Annotated in this window: 17 protein-coding genes; 11 read left to right on the forward strand and 6 right to left on the reverse strand. The window is 60.4% G+C overall.

The window, feature by feature from the left end; genetic code table 11:
* The first annotated feature begins 105 nt into the window (after nt 1-105).
* The 4 genes from serA (at nt 106) to SIB83_RS10370 (ending at nt 3,517) form a co-directional block, all read left to right on the forward strand.
* Nucleotides 106-1,692, forward strand: a complete 1,587-nt coding sequence (gene serA, locus SIB83_RS10355; RefSeq protein WP_413405628.1) for a phosphoglycerate dehydrogenase — start codon at nt 106-108, stop codon at nt 1,690-1,692.
* Nucleotides 1,692-2,576 carry a 50S ribosomal protein L11 methyltransferase gene (gene prmA, locus SIB83_RS10360; protein WP_413745757.1) on the forward strand — a complete coding sequence of 295 codons (885 nt, stop codon included), beginning with the start codon at nt 1,692-1,694 and terminating at the stop codon, nt 2,574-2,576. The genes serA and prmA overlap by 1 nt, the downstream gene beginning before the upstream one ends.
* 150 nt (nt 2,577-2,726) lie before the next feature.
* Nucleotides 2,727-3,026 carry a ferredoxin gene (locus SIB83_RS10365; protein WP_115019479.1) on the forward strand — a complete coding sequence of 100 codons (300 nt, stop codon included), beginning with the start codon at nt 2,727-2,729 and terminating at the stop codon, nt 3,024-3,026.
* A 104-nt stretch (nt 3,027-3,130) separates the two neighbouring features.
* A complete protein-coding gene (locus SIB83_RS10370) occupies nt 3,131-3,517 on the forward strand; it encodes a hypothetical protein (RefSeq protein ID WP_413745758.1) in 387 nt (128 codons plus the stop codon).
* A gap of 67 nt (nt 3,518-3,584) precedes the next feature.
* Here SIB83_RS10370 and psbV read toward each other — a convergent pair whose 3' ends face one another.
* Both psbV and rnz read right to left on the reverse strand, forming a co-directional pair.
* Complete coding sequence (gene psbV, locus SIB83_RS10375; protein WP_413405634.1) at nt 3,585-4,097, reverse strand: photosystem II cytochrome c-550 PsbV; 513 nt, start codon at nt 4,095-4,097, stop codon at nt 3,585-3,587.
* A gap of 87 nt (nt 4,098-4,184) precedes the next feature.
* On the reverse strand, nt 4,185-5,156 hold the full coding sequence (gene rnz, locus SIB83_RS10380; protein WP_413745759.1) for a ribonuclease Z: 972 nt from the start codon (nt 5,154-5,156) through the stop codon (nt 4,185-4,187).
* 88 nt (nt 5,157-5,244) lie between these two features.
* On the opposite strand from rnz, the gene SIB83_RS10385 reads away from it, so the two are divergent.
* The 3 genes from SIB83_RS10385 to SIB83_RS10395 all read left to right on the forward strand — a co-directional run bounded on the left by SIB83_RS10385 (nt 5,245) and on the right by SIB83_RS10395 (nt 11,160).
* On the forward strand, nt 5,245-6,624 hold the full coding sequence (locus tag SIB83_RS10385) for a SpoIID/LytB domain-containing protein (RefSeq protein ID WP_413745760.1): 1,380 nt from the start codon (nt 5,245-5,247) through the stop codon (nt 6,622-6,624).
* A gap of 73 nt (nt 6,625-6,697) precedes the next feature.
* Entirely contained in the window at nt 6,698-7,429 is a 732-nt protein-coding gene (locus tag SIB83_RS10390) for a glucosamine-6-phosphate deaminase (protein WP_413747357.1), read from the forward strand.
* A complete protein-coding gene (locus SIB83_RS10395; RefSeq protein WP_413745761.1) occupies nt 7,426-11,160 on the forward strand; it encodes a hydantoinase B/oxoprolinase family protein in 3,735 nt (1,244 codons plus the stop codon). Before SIB83_RS10390 ends, SIB83_RS10395 begins: the two co-directional genes overlap by 4 nt.
* Here SIB83_RS10395 and SIB83_RS10400 read toward each other — a convergent pair.
* Entirely contained in the window at nt 11,063-11,863 is an 801-nt protein-coding gene (locus SIB83_RS10400; protein ID WP_413745762.1) for a YebC/PmpR family DNA-binding transcriptional regulator, read from the reverse strand. The two genes, SIB83_RS10395 and SIB83_RS10400, sit on opposite strands and share 98 nt — an antisense overlap.
* A 50-nt stretch (nt 11,864-11,913) precedes the next feature.
* Nucleotides 11,914-12,819: a tRNA pseudouridine(55) synthase TruB gene (gene truB / locus SIB83_RS10405; protein WP_413405643.1), complete on the reverse strand. Its 906-nt coding sequence runs from the start codon at nt 12,817-12,819 to the stop codon at nt 11,914-11,916.
* An 81-nt stretch (nt 12,820-12,900) separates the two neighbouring features.
* Here truB and SIB83_RS10410 point away from each other — a divergent pair, with 81 nt between their 5' ends.
* Nucleotides 12,901-13,662, forward strand: coding sequence for a class I SAM-dependent methyltransferase (locus SIB83_RS10410; RefSeq protein WP_413405645.1), 762 nt, complete (start codon nt 12,901-12,903; stop codon nt 13,660-13,662).
* A 12-nt stretch (nt 13,663-13,674) separates the two neighbouring features.
* Entirely contained in the window at nt 13,675-14,136 is a 462-nt protein-coding gene (locus tag SIB83_RS10415; RefSeq protein ID WP_413405647.1) for a DUF2127 domain-containing protein, read from the forward strand.
* Between the two features lie 18 nt (nt 14,137-14,154).
* Here SIB83_RS10415 and rpmA read toward each other — a convergent pair whose 3' ends face one another.
* Nucleotides 14,155-14,421 (reverse strand): 50S ribosomal protein L27, encoded by a 267-nt coding sequence (gene rpmA, locus SIB83_RS10420; protein WP_066911218.1) that lies wholly within the window; start codon nt 14,419-14,421, stop codon nt 14,155-14,157.
* A 51-nt stretch (nt 14,422-14,472) separates the two neighbouring features.
* Nucleotides 14,473-14,847 (reverse strand): 50S ribosomal protein L21, encoded by a 375-nt coding sequence (rplU, locus tag SIB83_RS10425; RefSeq protein WP_413406299.1) that lies wholly within the window; start codon nt 14,845-14,847, stop codon nt 14,473-14,475.
* A 127-nt stretch (nt 14,848-14,974) separates the two neighbouring features.
* Between rplU and SIB83_RS10430 the strand changes: the two genes are divergently transcribed.
* Together SIB83_RS10430 and kaiB are read left to right on the forward strand one after the other, a co-directional pair.
* On the forward strand, nt 14,975-15,865 hold the full coding sequence (locus SIB83_RS10430; RefSeq protein WP_413747358.1) for a circadian clock protein KaiA: 891 nt from the start codon (nt 14,975-14,977) through the stop codon (nt 15,863-15,865).
* Nucleotides 15,862-16,221, forward strand: coding sequence for a circadian clock protein KaiB (gene kaiB / locus SIB83_RS10435; protein ID WP_413405649.1), 360 nt, complete (start codon nt 15,862-15,864; stop codon nt 16,219-16,221). Before SIB83_RS10430 ends, kaiB begins: the two co-directional genes overlap by 4 nt.
* Nucleotides 16,222-16,258: the final 37 nt, after the last annotated feature.

Consider the following 16,258-nt stretch of genomic DNA (forward strand, 5'->3'; position numbering starts at 1 on the left):
GGAATGCCGTGGCCCCCCTTGGTGCGGAGGAGGTCAATTTCTCTGCTCAACAGTGATGTTCAGGCCGATCTCTAAACTTCCCAATGGCTTTCTATCCGCCGCTGGATGACCAAAGTTCTCGTTTCAGACCCCATTGATCAGGCGGGGATTGACATCCTCGGGCAGGTGGCCCAGGTGGATCAGCGGACCGGCCTGTCTCAGGACGAGCTCAAGTCGATCATCGGTGACTATGACGCCCTGATGATCCGCTCGGGCACTCAGGTTACTGCGGACGTGATCGAGGCCGCTGACCGTCTGCGCATCATCGGCCGGGCTGGAGTGGGTGTTGACAACGTTGATGTTCCTGCCGCAACCCAGCGAGGTGTGTTGGTCGTGAATTCACCCGAAGGCAACACGATCGCAGCTGCCGAGCATGCTCTCGCCTTGTTGTTGTCCCTGTCCCGCCACGTGCCTCAGGCGCACGCATCGATGCGGGCCGGTGCCTGGGATCGCAAGAAATACGTGGGGAACGAGCTCTATAAGAAAATGCTCGGTGTTGTGGGTCTGGGCAAGATCGGCTCACACGTGGCCAAGGTTGCCAAGGCGATGGGCATGGAGGTGATCGCATTCGATCCGTTCATCTCGGCTGACCGGGCGCAGCAGATGCAGGTGCGACTCACGACTCTGGAGGATCTCTTTCATCAGGCTGACTACATCACCCTGCACATTCCAAGAACGCCCGACACCGAGAATCTCGTCAATGCGGAGCTCCTCCGCTCCATGAAATCGACGGCGAGGATCGTGAACTGCGCCAGGGGAGGCATCGTTGATGAGGCTGCCATCGCAGAAGCCATCGACAACGGTGTGATCGCCGGAGCCGGTCTGGATGTCTTCGCTGCTGAACCTCTGGCTGAGGACTCTCCACTGCGTGCGGTCGAGCGCGGGCTGGTCCTGACGCCACACCTCGGAGCCTCCACCGAGGAAGCTCAGGAGAATGTGGCCACCGATGTGGCTGAGCAGATCCGCGATGTCCTGCTTGGACTCCCCGCGCGCAGTGCCGTGAATATTCCAGGTCTCAGCGCCGAGATCATGGAGCGTCTGAAACCGCATCTGCAACTTGCTGAAACCCTCGGCTTGCTGGTGAGTCAGCTCAGCGGTGGCCAGGTCCAGGAGCTGGAGGTGCGCCTTCAGGGAGAGTTCGCCAGTCACCCATCTCAGCCTCTGGTGGTGGCAGCGCTGAAGGGACTGCTCACAAGCGCCCTCGGAGAACGCATCAACTATGTCAATGCCTCACTCGAAGCCAAGGGGCGCGGGATTCATGTGCTGGAGGTCAAGGACGATGCCAGCCGGGACTTCGCCGGAGGATCCCTTCAGCTCACAACCCGCGGCGGTCAGGGGGGACACAGTGTGACCGGTGCGGTGTTTGCAGACGGTGAGCTGCGTGTCACCACCATTGATGAATTCCCTGTGAATGTGCCGCCGAGTCGACACATGCTGTTCACCCGTCACCGGGACATGCCTGGAATCATTGGTCATCTCGGCTCTCTGCTGGGCGAGCACAATGTGAACATCGCCTCTATGCAGGTGGGCCGCAGGATCGTGCGCGGCGATGCCGTGATGGTGCTTAGTATTGATGACCCTATTCCGCCTGCGCTTCTGGCCACCATCAACGGCATCAACGGGATTCAGGAAGCCCATCCCGTCACGTTGTGATGTGGTGGCGTTTGTCTCTTCCAGTTCAGGCTGAGCTGGAAGAGTCGCTTCTCTGGAAGCTCAATGTTCTCGGGCTTCACAGAGTCGCCTTACAGCACGCACCTGATGCGCCTGATCAATGCACGCTCCTGGTCTGGTTGCCTGCCCATGAATGGCCACAGGATCAGCGATCAGCGCTGTTCAGCAGCCTCATACCCCTCGCGGAGACCTTCGGACTGACTCTGGCTCAGCCGGTGTGGGAGGAACTGGCCGATGAAGACTGGAGTCTCAGCTGGAAACAGCACTGGCAGCCAGACCCAGTTGGTGAAAGGCTGCTGATTCTTCCGGCTTGGCTTGATGTGCCCGAGGAGCAGGCTCACAGGCTTGTTCTCAAGATGGACCCAGGCAGTGCATTCGGAACCGGAAGTCATCCCACAACCAGGCTCTGTCTCGAGGCACTCGAACGGGATCCCCCTCTAGGTCTTCGGGTTGCGGATCTGGGTTGTGGAAGCGGTGTGCTCGGGATTGCCGCACTCGGGCTTGGAGCTCGCCAGGTGCTTTCGGTCGATACCGATTCCCTGGCGGTCACGGCAACGACTGACAATGCGGTTCTGAACGCTTGTTCAGAGAATGAGCTCAGGGTCAGCAAAGGGTCTGTGGCCATGCTGGCGAAGCTGCTTGAGGGGCAGCCCGCTGACCTGCTTCTCTGCAACATCCTGGCCCCGGTGATCGAGGCCCTCGCGCCTCATTTTGAATCGGTTCTTCGCCCTGGTGGGCGGGGGCTCCTCAGTGGCCTGCTGGTCTCACAGGCACCCAGACTCAAGGATGTGCTGGAGAGCCTGGGGTGGGCGGTCAAGCCGATTGCTGACCAGGGTCGATGGGGCCTGCTTGAGATCCGGCGCTAACCTTGATAAGCCAGCCTTATAAATCATTCTGTTTTGATTGGCCTTGCATCGAAACAGGCGCTCAGGCGTATGCCTTGACGTCTAGACCATGTAGAAATGATCGGTCCGGCAAGCTCGTTTGTTACGAGCTTCTGCAAATTCACTCCATCCATGGCTTCTTATAAGGTCACCCTTGTCGCCGAAAGCGAGGGTCTCAACAAGACCATTGAGGTTCCTGACGATCAGTACATTCTCGATGCCGCTGAAGAGCAAGGCATTGACCTGCCTTATTCCTGTCGTGCGGGTGCATGCTCCACCTGTGCCGGCAAGATCACCTCTGGAACCGTTGACCAGTCTGATCAGAGCTTCCTCGACGATGATCAGATCGAGGCCGGATTCGTTCTGACCTGCGTGGCTTACCCCACCTCCGACTGCACAATTAAGACCCATGCCGAAGAGGAGCTCTACTGAGCTCCAGGACCTTTGTTCAGAAGATCTGACAACAGCGTTCTTCGCCACCTCTCCGCAGGGGTGGCTTTTTACTGTCAGTGTGGTGCGACTTGGCTTTTCCGCCGATGACCGCCGTTCCCGCTGCACCGCTGAGACCTGAAGTGGAATGGTTGCTTAAGCATGGATCGGTGCACACCAGTCCTGGAGGCCAGTACAGCTTTCGGGTGATCGGTCCCTGCTGCCGGCTTTATGACCGTGAAGAGCTTCCCTGGCCCTGTTGCAGGCTGGCCTGGCGCAGCAAAGAACCCAGCTGGAGGCGCGTCGGCCGTCGTTTTGTCGCCGATCTTGGATCGCGTCGTTGTCCGTCCTATTCGGTTGAACTGCTCCAACCTGGATCCCGTCCGACAGTCACAGTGCTCACGCTCTTCCCGATGCGTTTCACGGCCGAAATGCAGGAGTGGTGGTACAGCCGTCGCCCCAGATCTCTGGAACCAGGCAATCTTTCACCCTGAAAGCTCTTCCACCGATGAACCAGTGAGATGGATCGATCTGGCTCTGGCCAGATCGATCAGATTGACTTCAGAAATAAATTTTGCCGCCACCCCACTCCTGGCCGAGGACCTTGGGAGCCACGAGGATGTATGCCGACATCAGCTGCAGATCCTCGTCGGTTAGATCACGCATCGCCGGATAGAGATCCCGACTGCGCATGCTGGGGTGAAGATCGGCAATGCTGTATTCGCCGTCATAAGAGGTGGGATCCTGCAGGTAGTCCACCAGAGCGGCGATGTTGTCGCGCGATGGTGTGGCGAGTGCCAGGGTCTCCGGATCCAGTCCAACGTTCTGATTGGTCTTGGTGATGCCGCCGGCATGGCATGTGCCACAGCTGGTGTTGAAGACTTTGCGACCCGCCTTCACCTGTTGTTCGCTGAAGGTCACCGCGGTGCCTTCAGGGTCGGAAGGCACGGTCAGTGTTTCGGCATCCCACTGGGCAGCCTGAGCGGGGGCGCTGATCCACAGGACAGCCAGCACCGGCAGGACAATCAGCAGTCGACTCAGCGACTGTCGCAGGTTGGAGAGAAGAGGAACCATGAAGGACGCCAGGGACTGATGGATACAGCGCACCAAGATCTTGTATCACGCTGAGGTATCAAAGTGACGGTGTTCAGGCTCCACCGATCACGAACTGTTGCAGCATGAAGTCTTGGGCGAGGCGGTCACATCGAGACAGAGAAAGTCCTTGGCCAGGATCGTGTTCGGGAAAATCGCTCTGGCTTCTGCCAGCAGATCGTCTGCCGTCACAGCGTTTCCAGGGGCATAGCGGGGGCTGAGGTGGGTGAGCACAAGCTGGCTGACACCGGCTTCAGCCGCGGTCTGGGCCGCCATCGTGCTGGTGGAGTGCTGACGCTGAAAGGCCATGTCGGCCTCCGCATGGGAAAAGGTGGATTCGTGAATGAGCAGGTCTGCACCCTTCGCCAGAGTCACGGCTGCTTCGCAGAACACGGTGTCCGTGCAGTAGACGATGCTTGTCCCGGCGCGTTCAGGCCCGCACAGTGCTCTGCCGTCAATTAGCCGGCCATCCTCCAAGGTGACAGTCTCGCCCCGCTTGAGCGAGGCATAGACAGGTCCCGGGGGGATCGCCATCTCCCGGGCTTTGTTGATGTCGAAGCGACCCGGCTTCGGTTTTTCCTCAATGCGATACGCATAGGCAGGAACGCGATGGTGCAGTGGTGTGGCTCGCACGGTGAGATCGTTGTCCTCGAAAACGATGCGATCCGCTTCAGCGGCATTGCGGACCTGGTGCACTTCGAGCGGATAGCCGATCCGGGTTGAGCTGGTCCGCAGCACCCCTTCCAGATAGCTTGCAAGCGGATCGGGTCCATAGAGATCCACACCACCACTGCTGCCGCTGAGTCCGAGACTGGCCAGCAGGCCTGGAAGGCCGAAAACGTGGTCACCGTGCATATGTGTGATGAAGATCCTGCGCAGCTGAGACAGCCTCAGATCACTGCGTAGAAACTGATGCTGGGTCCCTTCGCCACAATCAAACAGCCAAAGCTCCGATCGCTGAGCCAGTCGAACGGCCACCGCTGAGACGTTGCGGGCTCTGGTGGGAACTCCAGAACTGGTGCCGAGAAAGGTGACCTGCACGGCATGGTGGGCTCAATGGTCAATCTGCCATGAAGGCCTGGCTGCAGTCCTCCGGGCGGGGCACACTGAGCGACCGTCGGCCTTCTGAGTGTTTCTGCACATCTCCATCGGTCGGGCTGCTGTTGGAGCAGCTCTGATGTTGCCAGTGACAGTGATTGCGCTGGCCGCTGAGCCCAGATCTGCGGTCACCGCCCAGGAGCCGCAGATGCGTGTTTTGGTGGCCGAGGGCTCTGAGCTGATTCTGCGATCCGATGGTGAACAGCCACTGCTCGTTCGTGGTCTCGCCAGCAAGGAACGTCGCCTGCAGCGTCTGCAGGTTCGCTTGCTGAACGGTCACCTGACCCTCGCGGATGGCAGTGCAGCCCGCGACGCCTCGCTTCGCATCAGCACGACTGACCCACGCGGCATCTGGCTCGGGCGCCGCCGTTATCGCGGTGACCTGCTGCTGATGGTCCGCAGCGGCAGGATCCTGGCGATCAACCAGCTGGGTATCGAGACCTACCTCCCCAGCGTGGTCGGCAGTGAGATGCCAGCAAAGTGGCCGCTGGCAGCCCTCCAGGCCCAGGCCGTCGCTGCCCGCACCTATGCCCTCCGTCAACGGGGACGCAAGCCTGATTTCGATGTGAAGGCCACGGTGAGCAGCCAGGTCTATAAGGGAATGGAATCCGAAACTCCCCGTACCCGGGAAGCGGTTGCCACAACGCGCTCGCTGGTTCTGGTGCATGGCGGCCGTTTGATCAATGCTGTTTTTCACAGCAGTTCGGGGGGATCCACTGAGCCCAGTGGAGAGGTTTGGCAAAACCAGCTTCCATACCTCGTGAGCGTTCAGGATCACGACCAGCACAGTCCCGTTCATCGCTGGAACCAGCGTTTCGAGGCCAAAGATCTTCGCCGTCGCTTTGAGGAGACCGGTGGAGTGGAGCGGTTGAGTGTTCTCACCACCAGCTCCACAGGCAGAGTTCGCTCCGCACGGATTCAGGGACCACTTGGATCGCTGGTGCTCTCAGGTCGTCAACTGCGTCAGCGCCTGGGACTGAAAAGCACGATGGTGAGCTTCTCCCTGTTGAAGGGTGATGCTGGAACCGCAGACGAGTCCGTGGATCCTGTGGATCAGGATTCGCAACCGCCGTCTCAGCTGATCGGTCTCTGGCGGGATTCCGCAAGCGGTATCAGTGCACGCGGTCCACTGTCTTCTCCCTCTCTCAGCGCACCCCTGAGCCCTTCGACCAGTCCTGGGAGATCCTCCGGAACCCGCGGCGACGCGATCGTGCTGGAAGCCAGCGGCCAGGGATACGGACACGGTGTGGGCATGAGCCAGTGGGGAGCCCATGGTCTGGCCAGCCAAGGGGCTGATTTCCGTGAAATTCTCCGTCACTACTATCGCGGGGCGACGATCAGGCCGTACCAGCCCTCTGATGACCCATCGGTGGCATTCAGCACCGGTTCGGAGCCAGCCTTGATGGGTTGATCGACGCGTTTGCTGCGTGCCCGAGTTTCTGTCCAGATGCGCGGTGGTGCGCCGCCAGAAGCCGCCTCTGCTGATGGAGGCGATCGTGGATCATGTGGTCGCCCATCTCGCCACGGCCCTTGAAAGGGAGTCTTTCAAGCCGCTGGGAATGGCCACGGGAAGAACCATGGAACCGTTCTACAAGGCTTTGATTCAGCGTCTGGCGAGTTGGCCGACGCCCAGGCTTGAGCAGTTGAAGCGCCGCTGGCTGAGTTTCAACCTTGATGAATACGTGGGTCTGCCGCCCGGAGACAGCCGCAGCTTCGCCGCCTACATGCAAACCCAGCTGGGTTGTCATCTCAACCTGCCTTCCTGTCAGTTGCAGCTGCCGGACGGAACGGCCAGGGATCCTGCAGAGGAGGCCCGACGCTATGGATCCGCGCTGCACAAGGCAGGGGGAATCGGTCTTCAGCTGCTCGGTCTGGGTGGCAATGGTCATGTGGGTTTCAATGAGCCGCCGTCACCAGCCGGCAGTCGCTGCCGCGTGGTGACGTTGCAGCAAGCCACGCGGAATCAGAACGCAGGTGCATTCGGGGGCAACCCTGACAAGGTGCCTGAGCAGGCGATCACCCTCGGTCTTGATGAAATTCTTGCCGCTGATGAGATCCACCTGATCGTGACCGGAGCCGCCAAGGCGGAGATTCTGCGACAAGCTCTGGTTGATCCCTGCCGCGACGACGTGCCCGCAAGCTGGCTGCAGCGCCACTCAAACGTGCATCTCTGGGTCGATGATGCGGCCTGTGCTCACCTCCCGCTGCTGTCTTGAATCGCTGGCAGTTCTGGATCGACCGAGGCGGCACCTTCACCGATCTGGTGGCGCGTCATCCCTCAGGCCAGCTCCTGGTGCGCAAAGTGCTTTCGGAACAGCCGGATGTTCCCGGAGATCCGGCTGTTGCCGCCATGCGCGAGTTGATGGGACTCGCTGCCGAGCAGCGGATTGCTCCTGAATTGATTGAGGAACTGCGGCTGGGCACCACCGTTGCCACCAATGCACTGCTCGAGAGCGCAGGTGAGCCCGTGCTGCTCGTGACCAACCGCGGACTCGCCGACCTCCTGCTGATCGGTGATCAGCATCGCCAGGATCTTTTCGCTCTAGCCATTCCCAAGCCCCCTTCACTGCTGACTGCCGTCGAAGAAGTGGACTGTCGCCTGGACGCGGATGGCCGGGAACTTGAGCCACTGCGGCTCGAGGACGCTTTCATGCAGCGGCTTGTTCGTCATCACGAGGCCGGCATCCGCTGTTGTGCCATCGCTCTGATGCATGCCTGGCGTGATCCAGTGCAAGAAGAGGCTCTGGCGAAGGTGATGCGAACCGTGGGGTTCAGCACGGTGGTCTGCTCGCATGAGGCCAGTCCGCTGCCGCGTCTTGTTCCCAGAGGACAGACCACGCTCGTGGAGGCTGCCGTCAGGCCTGTGCTTTCGGGTTATCTGGCTCAGGTGCAGGCCGCTCTGGGTGATCAGACCCGATTGCGGGTGATGACCTCCAGTGGAGCTCTGCAGCAACCCAGTTCACTGCTCGCCAAAGACACCGTTCTGTCGGGTCCGGCGGGCGGCATGGTCGGAGCTGTTGCCGCTGCACAACAGGCTGGTCTGGGGGCTTCTGCCCTGGTGGGCGTGGATATGGGGGGCACCAGCACGGATGTGTTCTGCCTGCCTTCGGGTGCTGCCGACCGGGAGTGGGAACGCAATGCCGTCACCGAGATCGCTGGATTTCAGCTCACAGCGTTCCGGCTGCCGATCCATACCGTGGCGGCAGGTGGGGGGTCGATCATCTGCGGAGATGGTGGCCGCCTGACGGTGGGGCCACGCTCGGCTGGTGCTGAACCAGGCCCCGCCTGCTATCGACGTGGCGGGCCACTGGCCATCACCGATGCCCACCTGCTTCTCGGTCGACTGCAGGTGGAGGCTTTCCCTGCGGTGTTCGGCCCGAATCGCGATCAACCACCTGATCTGCAGGCGACCAGAAAGGGGTTTCAGGCGCTGATGCAACAACTGGGTCAGGACCCCGAGCAGCTTGCTGAAGGTGCTCTGGATCTCGCCGTCGAGGCTATGGCGGGAGCGATCAGGCAGGTCTCCCTGATGCGTGGACACGACATCCGTGGAGGGGTGTTGATCGCCTATGGCGGAGCTGCAGGGCAGCTGGCCTGTCGACTGGCCGAATCCCTTGGGCTGCTCCAGGTGCTGCTGCATCCTCTGGCTGGAGTGCTGTCGGCCTACGGGCTCGGGCAGGCCCGTCAGCGTCAGCTGCACCAGCGGTCAATCCGCCGTCCCCTGGATGCGGCATTGCTGACTCAGCTGCCAGCCATGGTCAGGGCAGATCTGAATCAGGCGATCCTTGACTTACGGAAGCTCACTGCTGTGTCCCCGGCAGCCCAGGAGCATCAGATCAGGATCGAGCTGCGAGATCCCTCGGCGGAACAGGGGCTGATGCTCTCACTGGCATCAGCTGTTGAGGAGCTGGACCAGCATCAGCTTGAAACCTGCTTTGACGAGGCCCATCGTCGACGGTTCGGCTATGTGCCGCCGCGTCATGTCCCACTGATCGCTGAACGCCTTGAGGTGGAGGTGCTGGATGCAACGGTGCAGAGCGCCCTGCAATCAACGTCCGAAAGTCACGGAGCTTCCGCCACTCCATCGACAACCCCATCAGCCACGGCTCAGCGTGCTCGTGTTCACCTGAAAGAGCAGGGCTGGTGTGAGGTGCCTGTGCTGGAGCGCTGGCAGTTGAAGCGTGATCAGCACCTGTCGGGACCTGCGCTCATCCTGGACCCCACGGCGGGCATTGTTTTGGAGCCCGGTTGGAGGGCCCGGCTGCTGGATGGTGGCATTGTGCTGCTCGAGGCCGGATGCGGGACTGGTGCTGAGAGCTCCCATGTCGGGGGGCATGTCAGTGAAGCGAGTGCAGACGAGAACCCGGACCCGGACCCGGTTGATCTCAGCCTCTTCCATCACCGTTTCATGCAAATCGCCGAGCGCATGGGAGAGCGGCTCCGTCAGACCAGTCGTTCCGTGAACATGCGGGAGCGGCTGGATTTCTCCTGTGCGCTGTTCGATTCCCGGGGGGCGCTTGTCGCCAACGCTCCTCACATTCCCGTGCACCTGGGTTCGATGGGTGATGCGGTCGAGGATCTCCTCGGGCAGATCCGTCGAGGTCAGAGGCCTTCCCTGGCGGCCGGGGACACCGTGATCAGCAACGATCCATTTCATGGCGGCACCCATCTGCCTGACATCACCGCGATCACTCCCTGTTTCGTGGAGGGAGATCCTGAGCCCTTCGCATTTGTGGCCTGTCGTGGTCACCACGCGGATGTGGGTGGTCAGACGCCGGGTTCGATGCCTCCGTTCAGCTCCAGCATTGAGGAGGAAGGCCTGCTGGTGCGCAATCACTGGTTGACCGCCGGGGGAAAGCCTGATCGTTCGGGCTGGAATCAGCGCCTGCAGGGGCTCAGCTCAGCTCCGAGAGACCCCGAGCTGCTCTGGGCAGATCTTCAGGCACAGGCAGCCGCCAATCACCTGGGGGTTGAACTGCTTGATCGGCTGCTGGAGCTTGAAGGTCATCAGCGCGTGCAGCGTTATCTGCAGCATGTTCAGGACCATGCTGCAGACACCGTCAGGCGGCTGATCCGCCGTTTCAAGGACAGGAGCTTCGAGGTTGAGCTCGATAACGGCGCAACGCTCAAGCTGGCTCTCAAGGTCGACCGGGAGCGGCAACAGGCCGTGCTCGATTTCAGTGGCACAAGTGCTCAGGGCAGGCACAACTTCCATGCTCCTCTGGCGGTGACCAAGGCAGCAGTGCTGTATGTGATCCGTTGTCTGGTCGAGGAGCCGATTCCTCTGAATGCAGGATGTTTTCGGCCATTGACCCTGATCGTCCCGAAGGACTCCCTGCTCAACCCCAGCGAACCGGCTGCAGTGGTCGGCGGCAATGTGGAAACCTCGCAGGCTCTCTGCAATCTGTTGTTTGCGTCGCTCGGGGTGATGGCCGCGGCCCAGGGCACGATGAATAACCTCACCTTCGGAGACGGACGTCGGCAGTATTACGAAACGATCGCCGGTGGCGGAGGAGCAGGCAAGGGCTTCGCCGGATCAAGCGGTGTGCAGACGCACATGACCAACTCCAGGCTCACGGACCCTGAGATTCTCGAGCAGAGATTCCCCGTGAGGCTGGAACGGTTCGGCTTCCGCCGCGGCAGTGGTGGAGCCGGTCGCTGGTCTGGTGGGGATGGCTTGGTGAGGGAGTTCAGCTTCCTGGAACCGATGACCGCAGCACTGCTGTCTGGTTCCCGCACGGTGGCTCCTTTCGGTCTGGCCGGTGGAGAGCCGGGCGAAACAGGCAAGGCTCAGTTGATCAGGTCTGATGGAACGGTGCAGGAGCTTGATGGTTGCGTGCAGCTTCAGGTCAGTCCAGGGGATCGGCTGCTGATCGCCACTCCCGGTGGAGGTGGCTTTGATCGGTGCACTCGCTCGGATCATCGCCGAGTTCGAGATTCGCGCTGACACTGCAGATATCGTCGAGATCCTCCAATGCATCAAGCAGCTTCAGGCACTGTCGGGAACTCTCTTCGTTGTCCGGTCTCACCTGGGTGAGCGGGTGCCAGCAGTGCGCCCATTCCGCGACCCCCCAGCCCTGATTGCGGAGTCCTGTCTGCAGGGATTCGAGCGCTGCGAATGGACCATGCACGAGGGCCTCCTCGGCATTCAGAAGCTCGTACCCGTCGGCCTCCAGCGTGAGCAGGGATTCCAGAAGGGACTCCTCATTGATTAACTGGTTCCGGAGGTGCACTTCACTGCGGTGCTCGAAGAGATAGCTCACACAGCCGCTTTCACCCAGGTTGCCGCCATGTTTGTTGAAGGCCAGGCGTACAGCAGCGGCAGTGCGGTTGCGGTTATCGCTCAGTGCCTCCACCAGCACAGCCACACCTCCCGGGCCATAGCCCTCGTAGCGGATTGATTCGAGCTGTTCCGCCTCGCCACTTTTGCCGGAGCCTTTGGCGATGGCTCTCTCGATGTTGCCCGCCGGCACTCCGGCTGCCTTGGCTTTGGCGATCGCCGTGCGCAGCTGGAAATTGCCATCCGGGTCACTGCCAGAGCGGGCAGCCACACTGATTTCACGGCCGATCCGTGTGAACACAGCACCTCGCTTCGCATCCACCACCGCTTTGGTTCGTTTGATCTGGGACCATTTGCTGTGGCCTGCCATCGGATGCTTGGGCGTCCCTCTGCATACAGCAAATTACCGAGATCGGATCGTCAGCCCCGCGCTTCGAACACAACCTTCGGTTTCAACTCACCCTCCGCACCGGGCAGTCCGAGTCCGAGCATGCGCCCCCCCTCACTGAGAACAACCACAGCATCCGCTCTGCCCGCGATGCCGAGGCTGATCCTGCGGCCACAGCTCCAGTCGATCTGTTCATCGGCACTGAGCAGGCGTCTGGGCAGATGAGGCAGGGCCAGTTCGGGACGCATCAAGGTCATGTTGCCTTGACCGCCCACCTCTGGAGCCTCCGGCAGCGGGATCGCCTGGTGGACATGGAAGCCCAGGGCCTGGGTCCGCCGCAGGCTTGCCAGACAACCTCCACATCCGAGTGTTGCACCCAGATCTCGGGCCAGTGAACGGATGTAGGTGCCTGCTGAGCAGTGCACTTCCACGCTCAACCGCTCGCTTGCGGCATCCCAGCCCAGCAGATCCAGCTGATGAATGGTCACCTGCCGTGCCGGAAGGTCCATCACCTCTCCGCGTCGTGCCCTGGCATGGGCCCGCTCTCCATTCACATGCACGGCTGAGACCTGAGGGGGCTGTTGGGCAATGGAGCCGCGAAAACGACTGAGTGCCTGATCAAGTGCCTCCGTGCACAGATCATCGGGCACTGATTCTCTGGACAGTTCCTCGCCTTGCAGATCGTCGGTGCTGGTGGTGACCCCAAGCTGGATCACGCCTCGATACGTCTTTTCACCGGGCAGATAGGGCAACAGCCTTGTTGCCTGGCCGACAGCGATCGGCAACACCCCGGTCACCGCCGGATCCAGAGTGCCGCCATGACCCACCCTGCGGATGCCCAGCACGCGGCGGATGCGAGCGACGCAGGTGTGGGAGGTGAGCCCAGCCGGCTTGTCGATCACGGCGAAGCCAATGGGCGCGTGCAAGGTGCAAGCCATATCCAGCTGTCGACTGTGGCACCCTGCCGTTGGCAGAAGTGGGCACGCACGTAGGTTTGCCCGATCACGTCCTGATGGTTGATGAAGCCACTCAATGCCTCCGCTGGTGTGGATATTCAGGAGTTTCTCGACAGCGGCTTTGCCGTGAAGGACCATCTGGCGTCCTATCTGTCGCTTTCACCGGCGGAGGTTGCCGAGCGTCTGCCACAGAGCAAGGAGGACCTGGCGGCCATGCATCCGGGAGCCTTCGACCCCGAGCGGGCTGCTGATTTCTATGAAGACACCGTTGGCACAGGGCACCTTTTTGAGCTTGCGGCCTGGCATCTCAGCAGCGCCGACTACATCGCCGACACCCTGAGGCTTCAGCAGCAGTTCGCTCACGGCGACGTGCTTGATTTCGGCGGTGGCATCGGCACCCATGCTCTTGCCGCAGCAGGCCTGGAGAGTGTCAAGCATGTCTGGTTTGTGGACCTCAATCCTCAGAATCGTGCGTTTGTGAAGGATCGTGCCACCCGCCTCGGACTTGAGAAGCGCCTGAGCGTTCACCGCGATCTCGACAGTCTCCCCGGACGCCGTTTCGACACGGTGGTCTGTCTTGACGTGCTGGAACATCTCACTGATCCCTCAGCGCAGCTGAGGGAGTTTCACCGCCGACTCACCCCAGAAGGTCGGGCTCTTCTCAACTGGTATTTCTTCAAAGGACATGACGGCGAATATCCCTTTCATTTCGATGATCCTCAGCTTGTGGAGGACTTCTTCCGTTGCCTTCAGAGTCGCTTCCTCGAACTTTTCCATCCATTGCTGATCACGACAAGGGTCTACCGTCCGATCGAGCAGGTTTAGGCAGATCGATCGATGGCGCAGATCGCCGGGCAGGGTCGCTGGCTGCTTCGTTTGATCGTGATCAAGAAGCTGTTGCTGGCAGGCGCTCTCTTCGCCGTCAGCCTGGCCGCTGTGTTCGGGGATCTTCATTACGCCGAGCTCTCCAATTTCGCCGAAAGCTGGGGGAATGCCGATCGTCAATTCCTCGCTTCGCTGGCCTTGAAGGGAACACTGCTGGGGCCGACGCGTCTGATCTCCCTGGCCCTGGTTTCAGGTCTTTATGCCGTTCTGATCCTGGTGGCAGCCTGGGCCACATGGGTTGGTCGCCGATGGGGAGAGTGGTTGCTGGTCGGGGTCCTTTGCCTTGCGCTGCCACTGGAGATTGCCGATGCTCTGCATGAACAAAGCCCCAGAACGTGGATCGTTCTGGGGCTCACCCTGATCGGTCTTGTCCTGACGACCCGAATGGCATTGAGCCCGGGAGGTCAGCAGTGATGGCCTGGAGTTCTCTGCTCAGACGGCCGCTGTAATGTTGATCCGCTTGCGGTTACGAAGGCCGCGGCGGATCGTTTCGAATTTGACAACACCATCGGTCAGTGCGAAGAGGGTGTCGTCCTTGCCGTGACCGACATTGACGCCGGGCAGCACTGAGGTGCCGCGCTGACGAATCAGAATGGAGCCGGCCGTGACGGATTCGCCGCCATAGGCCTTGACGCCCAGACGCTTGGAGTTGGAATCGCGCCCGTTGCGTGTTGAACCTGTGCCTTTCTTATGAGCCATGGGATGAGATGGAAGGGGAGAGAGGACGTTTGCGGGGGTTGATCCGGATGATCAGCTGATGGCCTTGCCACCGATGGAAATCGCCTGAACCATGACCCTGGTCAGCTCCTGACGATGACCATTCTTGCGGCGGGTCTTCTTCTTGGGGCGCATTTTGTAAACGATCACCTTGGGACCGCGGCGGTGGGCCATCACCTTCAGCTCAACGCTGGCATCCTTCACGTAGGGCTTGCCAAGAGTTGTTCCCTTGGAATCCTTCACCAGAAGAACGTTGTCGAGAGTGACTGTTGCGTCGACCTCCGCATTCAACCGGTCGAGATCGTAATAACGATTGGCCTGCAGCCAGAACTGCTGACCGGAGGCCTCGACAATCGCGTAACTGCCGGTCTCTGGAGCGGCGGAGGTTTTGGAGCTGGTTTCGGCCATGTGCTGAAAGACGCGGTCAGGCTCGGACATGCCGATTCAGCCTGAGCCGCAATCGAAAGACAAACAAAGATCTTCGGTCTTCTCACTCCCTTTCGTCAAGATTCAGCTCAGGCCCCTGTCGCAGTGGATGGCTCGTCCGGCACTCACGATTGCTTTGCTGCTCAAGACGAGAGATCTCGTTGAGATCTGCTGCCAGTGGCTGCCTGTGAACCGCTATTCACCCGTTGATCTCGGTGCAGTGGAATCCGGTGAGGGAGTTGTGGAACTGCTCTCTCTCCAGCGGGAGGCGGTGGATGCAGTCGTTATTGAGCGGTGCCTTCTTGATGAAAAGACCCGTGAATCCCTGGGCGTTGAGGGATTGATGTTTCCCGCTGTGGTGGTGGGTGAGTTGATGGGCCGTGTGGATTACCACCCTCAAGAGGTCCACCTGCCGAAAGACCAGCTCGAGCAACTGGGCTACAACGTTGATGCCTCCATCTCGCGCTTTCTGCGCCAGGGCCAGAAGGAAACCAGGCCCGAAGACGGCGCTGAACAGAACGCCATGCCAGCGATGGAAGGCAGTGCCTGGAAACTGTCCAGTCGTCTGCAGGAGCGCCTCGGCTACCTGGGTGTCTTCTACAAGCGAGACCCTTCACGCTTTCTCGCCAATCTGCCTCCAGATGAGCAGCGGGACCTTGTGCAGTCCCTGCAACGCACCTACCGAGATCTTTTGATCAGCTACTTCAAAGATCCGGCTGCCGCCAATCAGGCACTGGAAAGTTTCGTGAACACGGCCTTCTTCGGCGATCTTCCGATCACCCGAGCTGTGGAGATCCACATGAATCTCATTGACGACTTCTGGAAGCAGCTCAGACTTGAGGGACATAAAAACGATTTTCTTCAGGACTATCGCCTCGCTCTGCTCGATGTCATGGCACACCTCTGTGAGATGTATCGACGTTCGATACCTCCCGAGGTCTCTCTGACACCCGCGGCCGGGGAACGTCGCGTTCTCACCGATCCGGAGGTGGCCCCATGAGCCCACGCAAGACTTACATCCTCAAGCTCTACGTGGCCGGCAACACGCCGAACTCGATGAGGGCACTCAAGACTCTGCGCAACATTCTTGAAACGGAGTTCAAGGGCGTTTATGCCCTCAAAGTGATTGATGTTCTCAAAAATCCGCAGCTTGCGGAGGAGGACAAGATCCTCGCCACCCCAACGCTGTCCAAGATCCTCCCTCCTCCTGTCCGGCGGATCATCGGTGATCTTTCCGACCGTGAGCGGGTGCTCATCGGTCTCGACCTCCTCTACGACGAACTCACCGACAACAACCTCACCTCATCGCTGATGGATGCATTGGAAGAGGTGGAGACAGCCGAGTCAGATTCTTAAGCCTGCCCGTGCACACGCAGGTGATGACTCGTTTTTT

Source organism: Synechococcus sp. MIT S9507 (assembly GCF_047304715.1).
GTDB lineage: Bacteria > Cyanobacteriota > Cyanobacteriia > PCC-6307 > Cyanobiaceae > Synechococcus_C.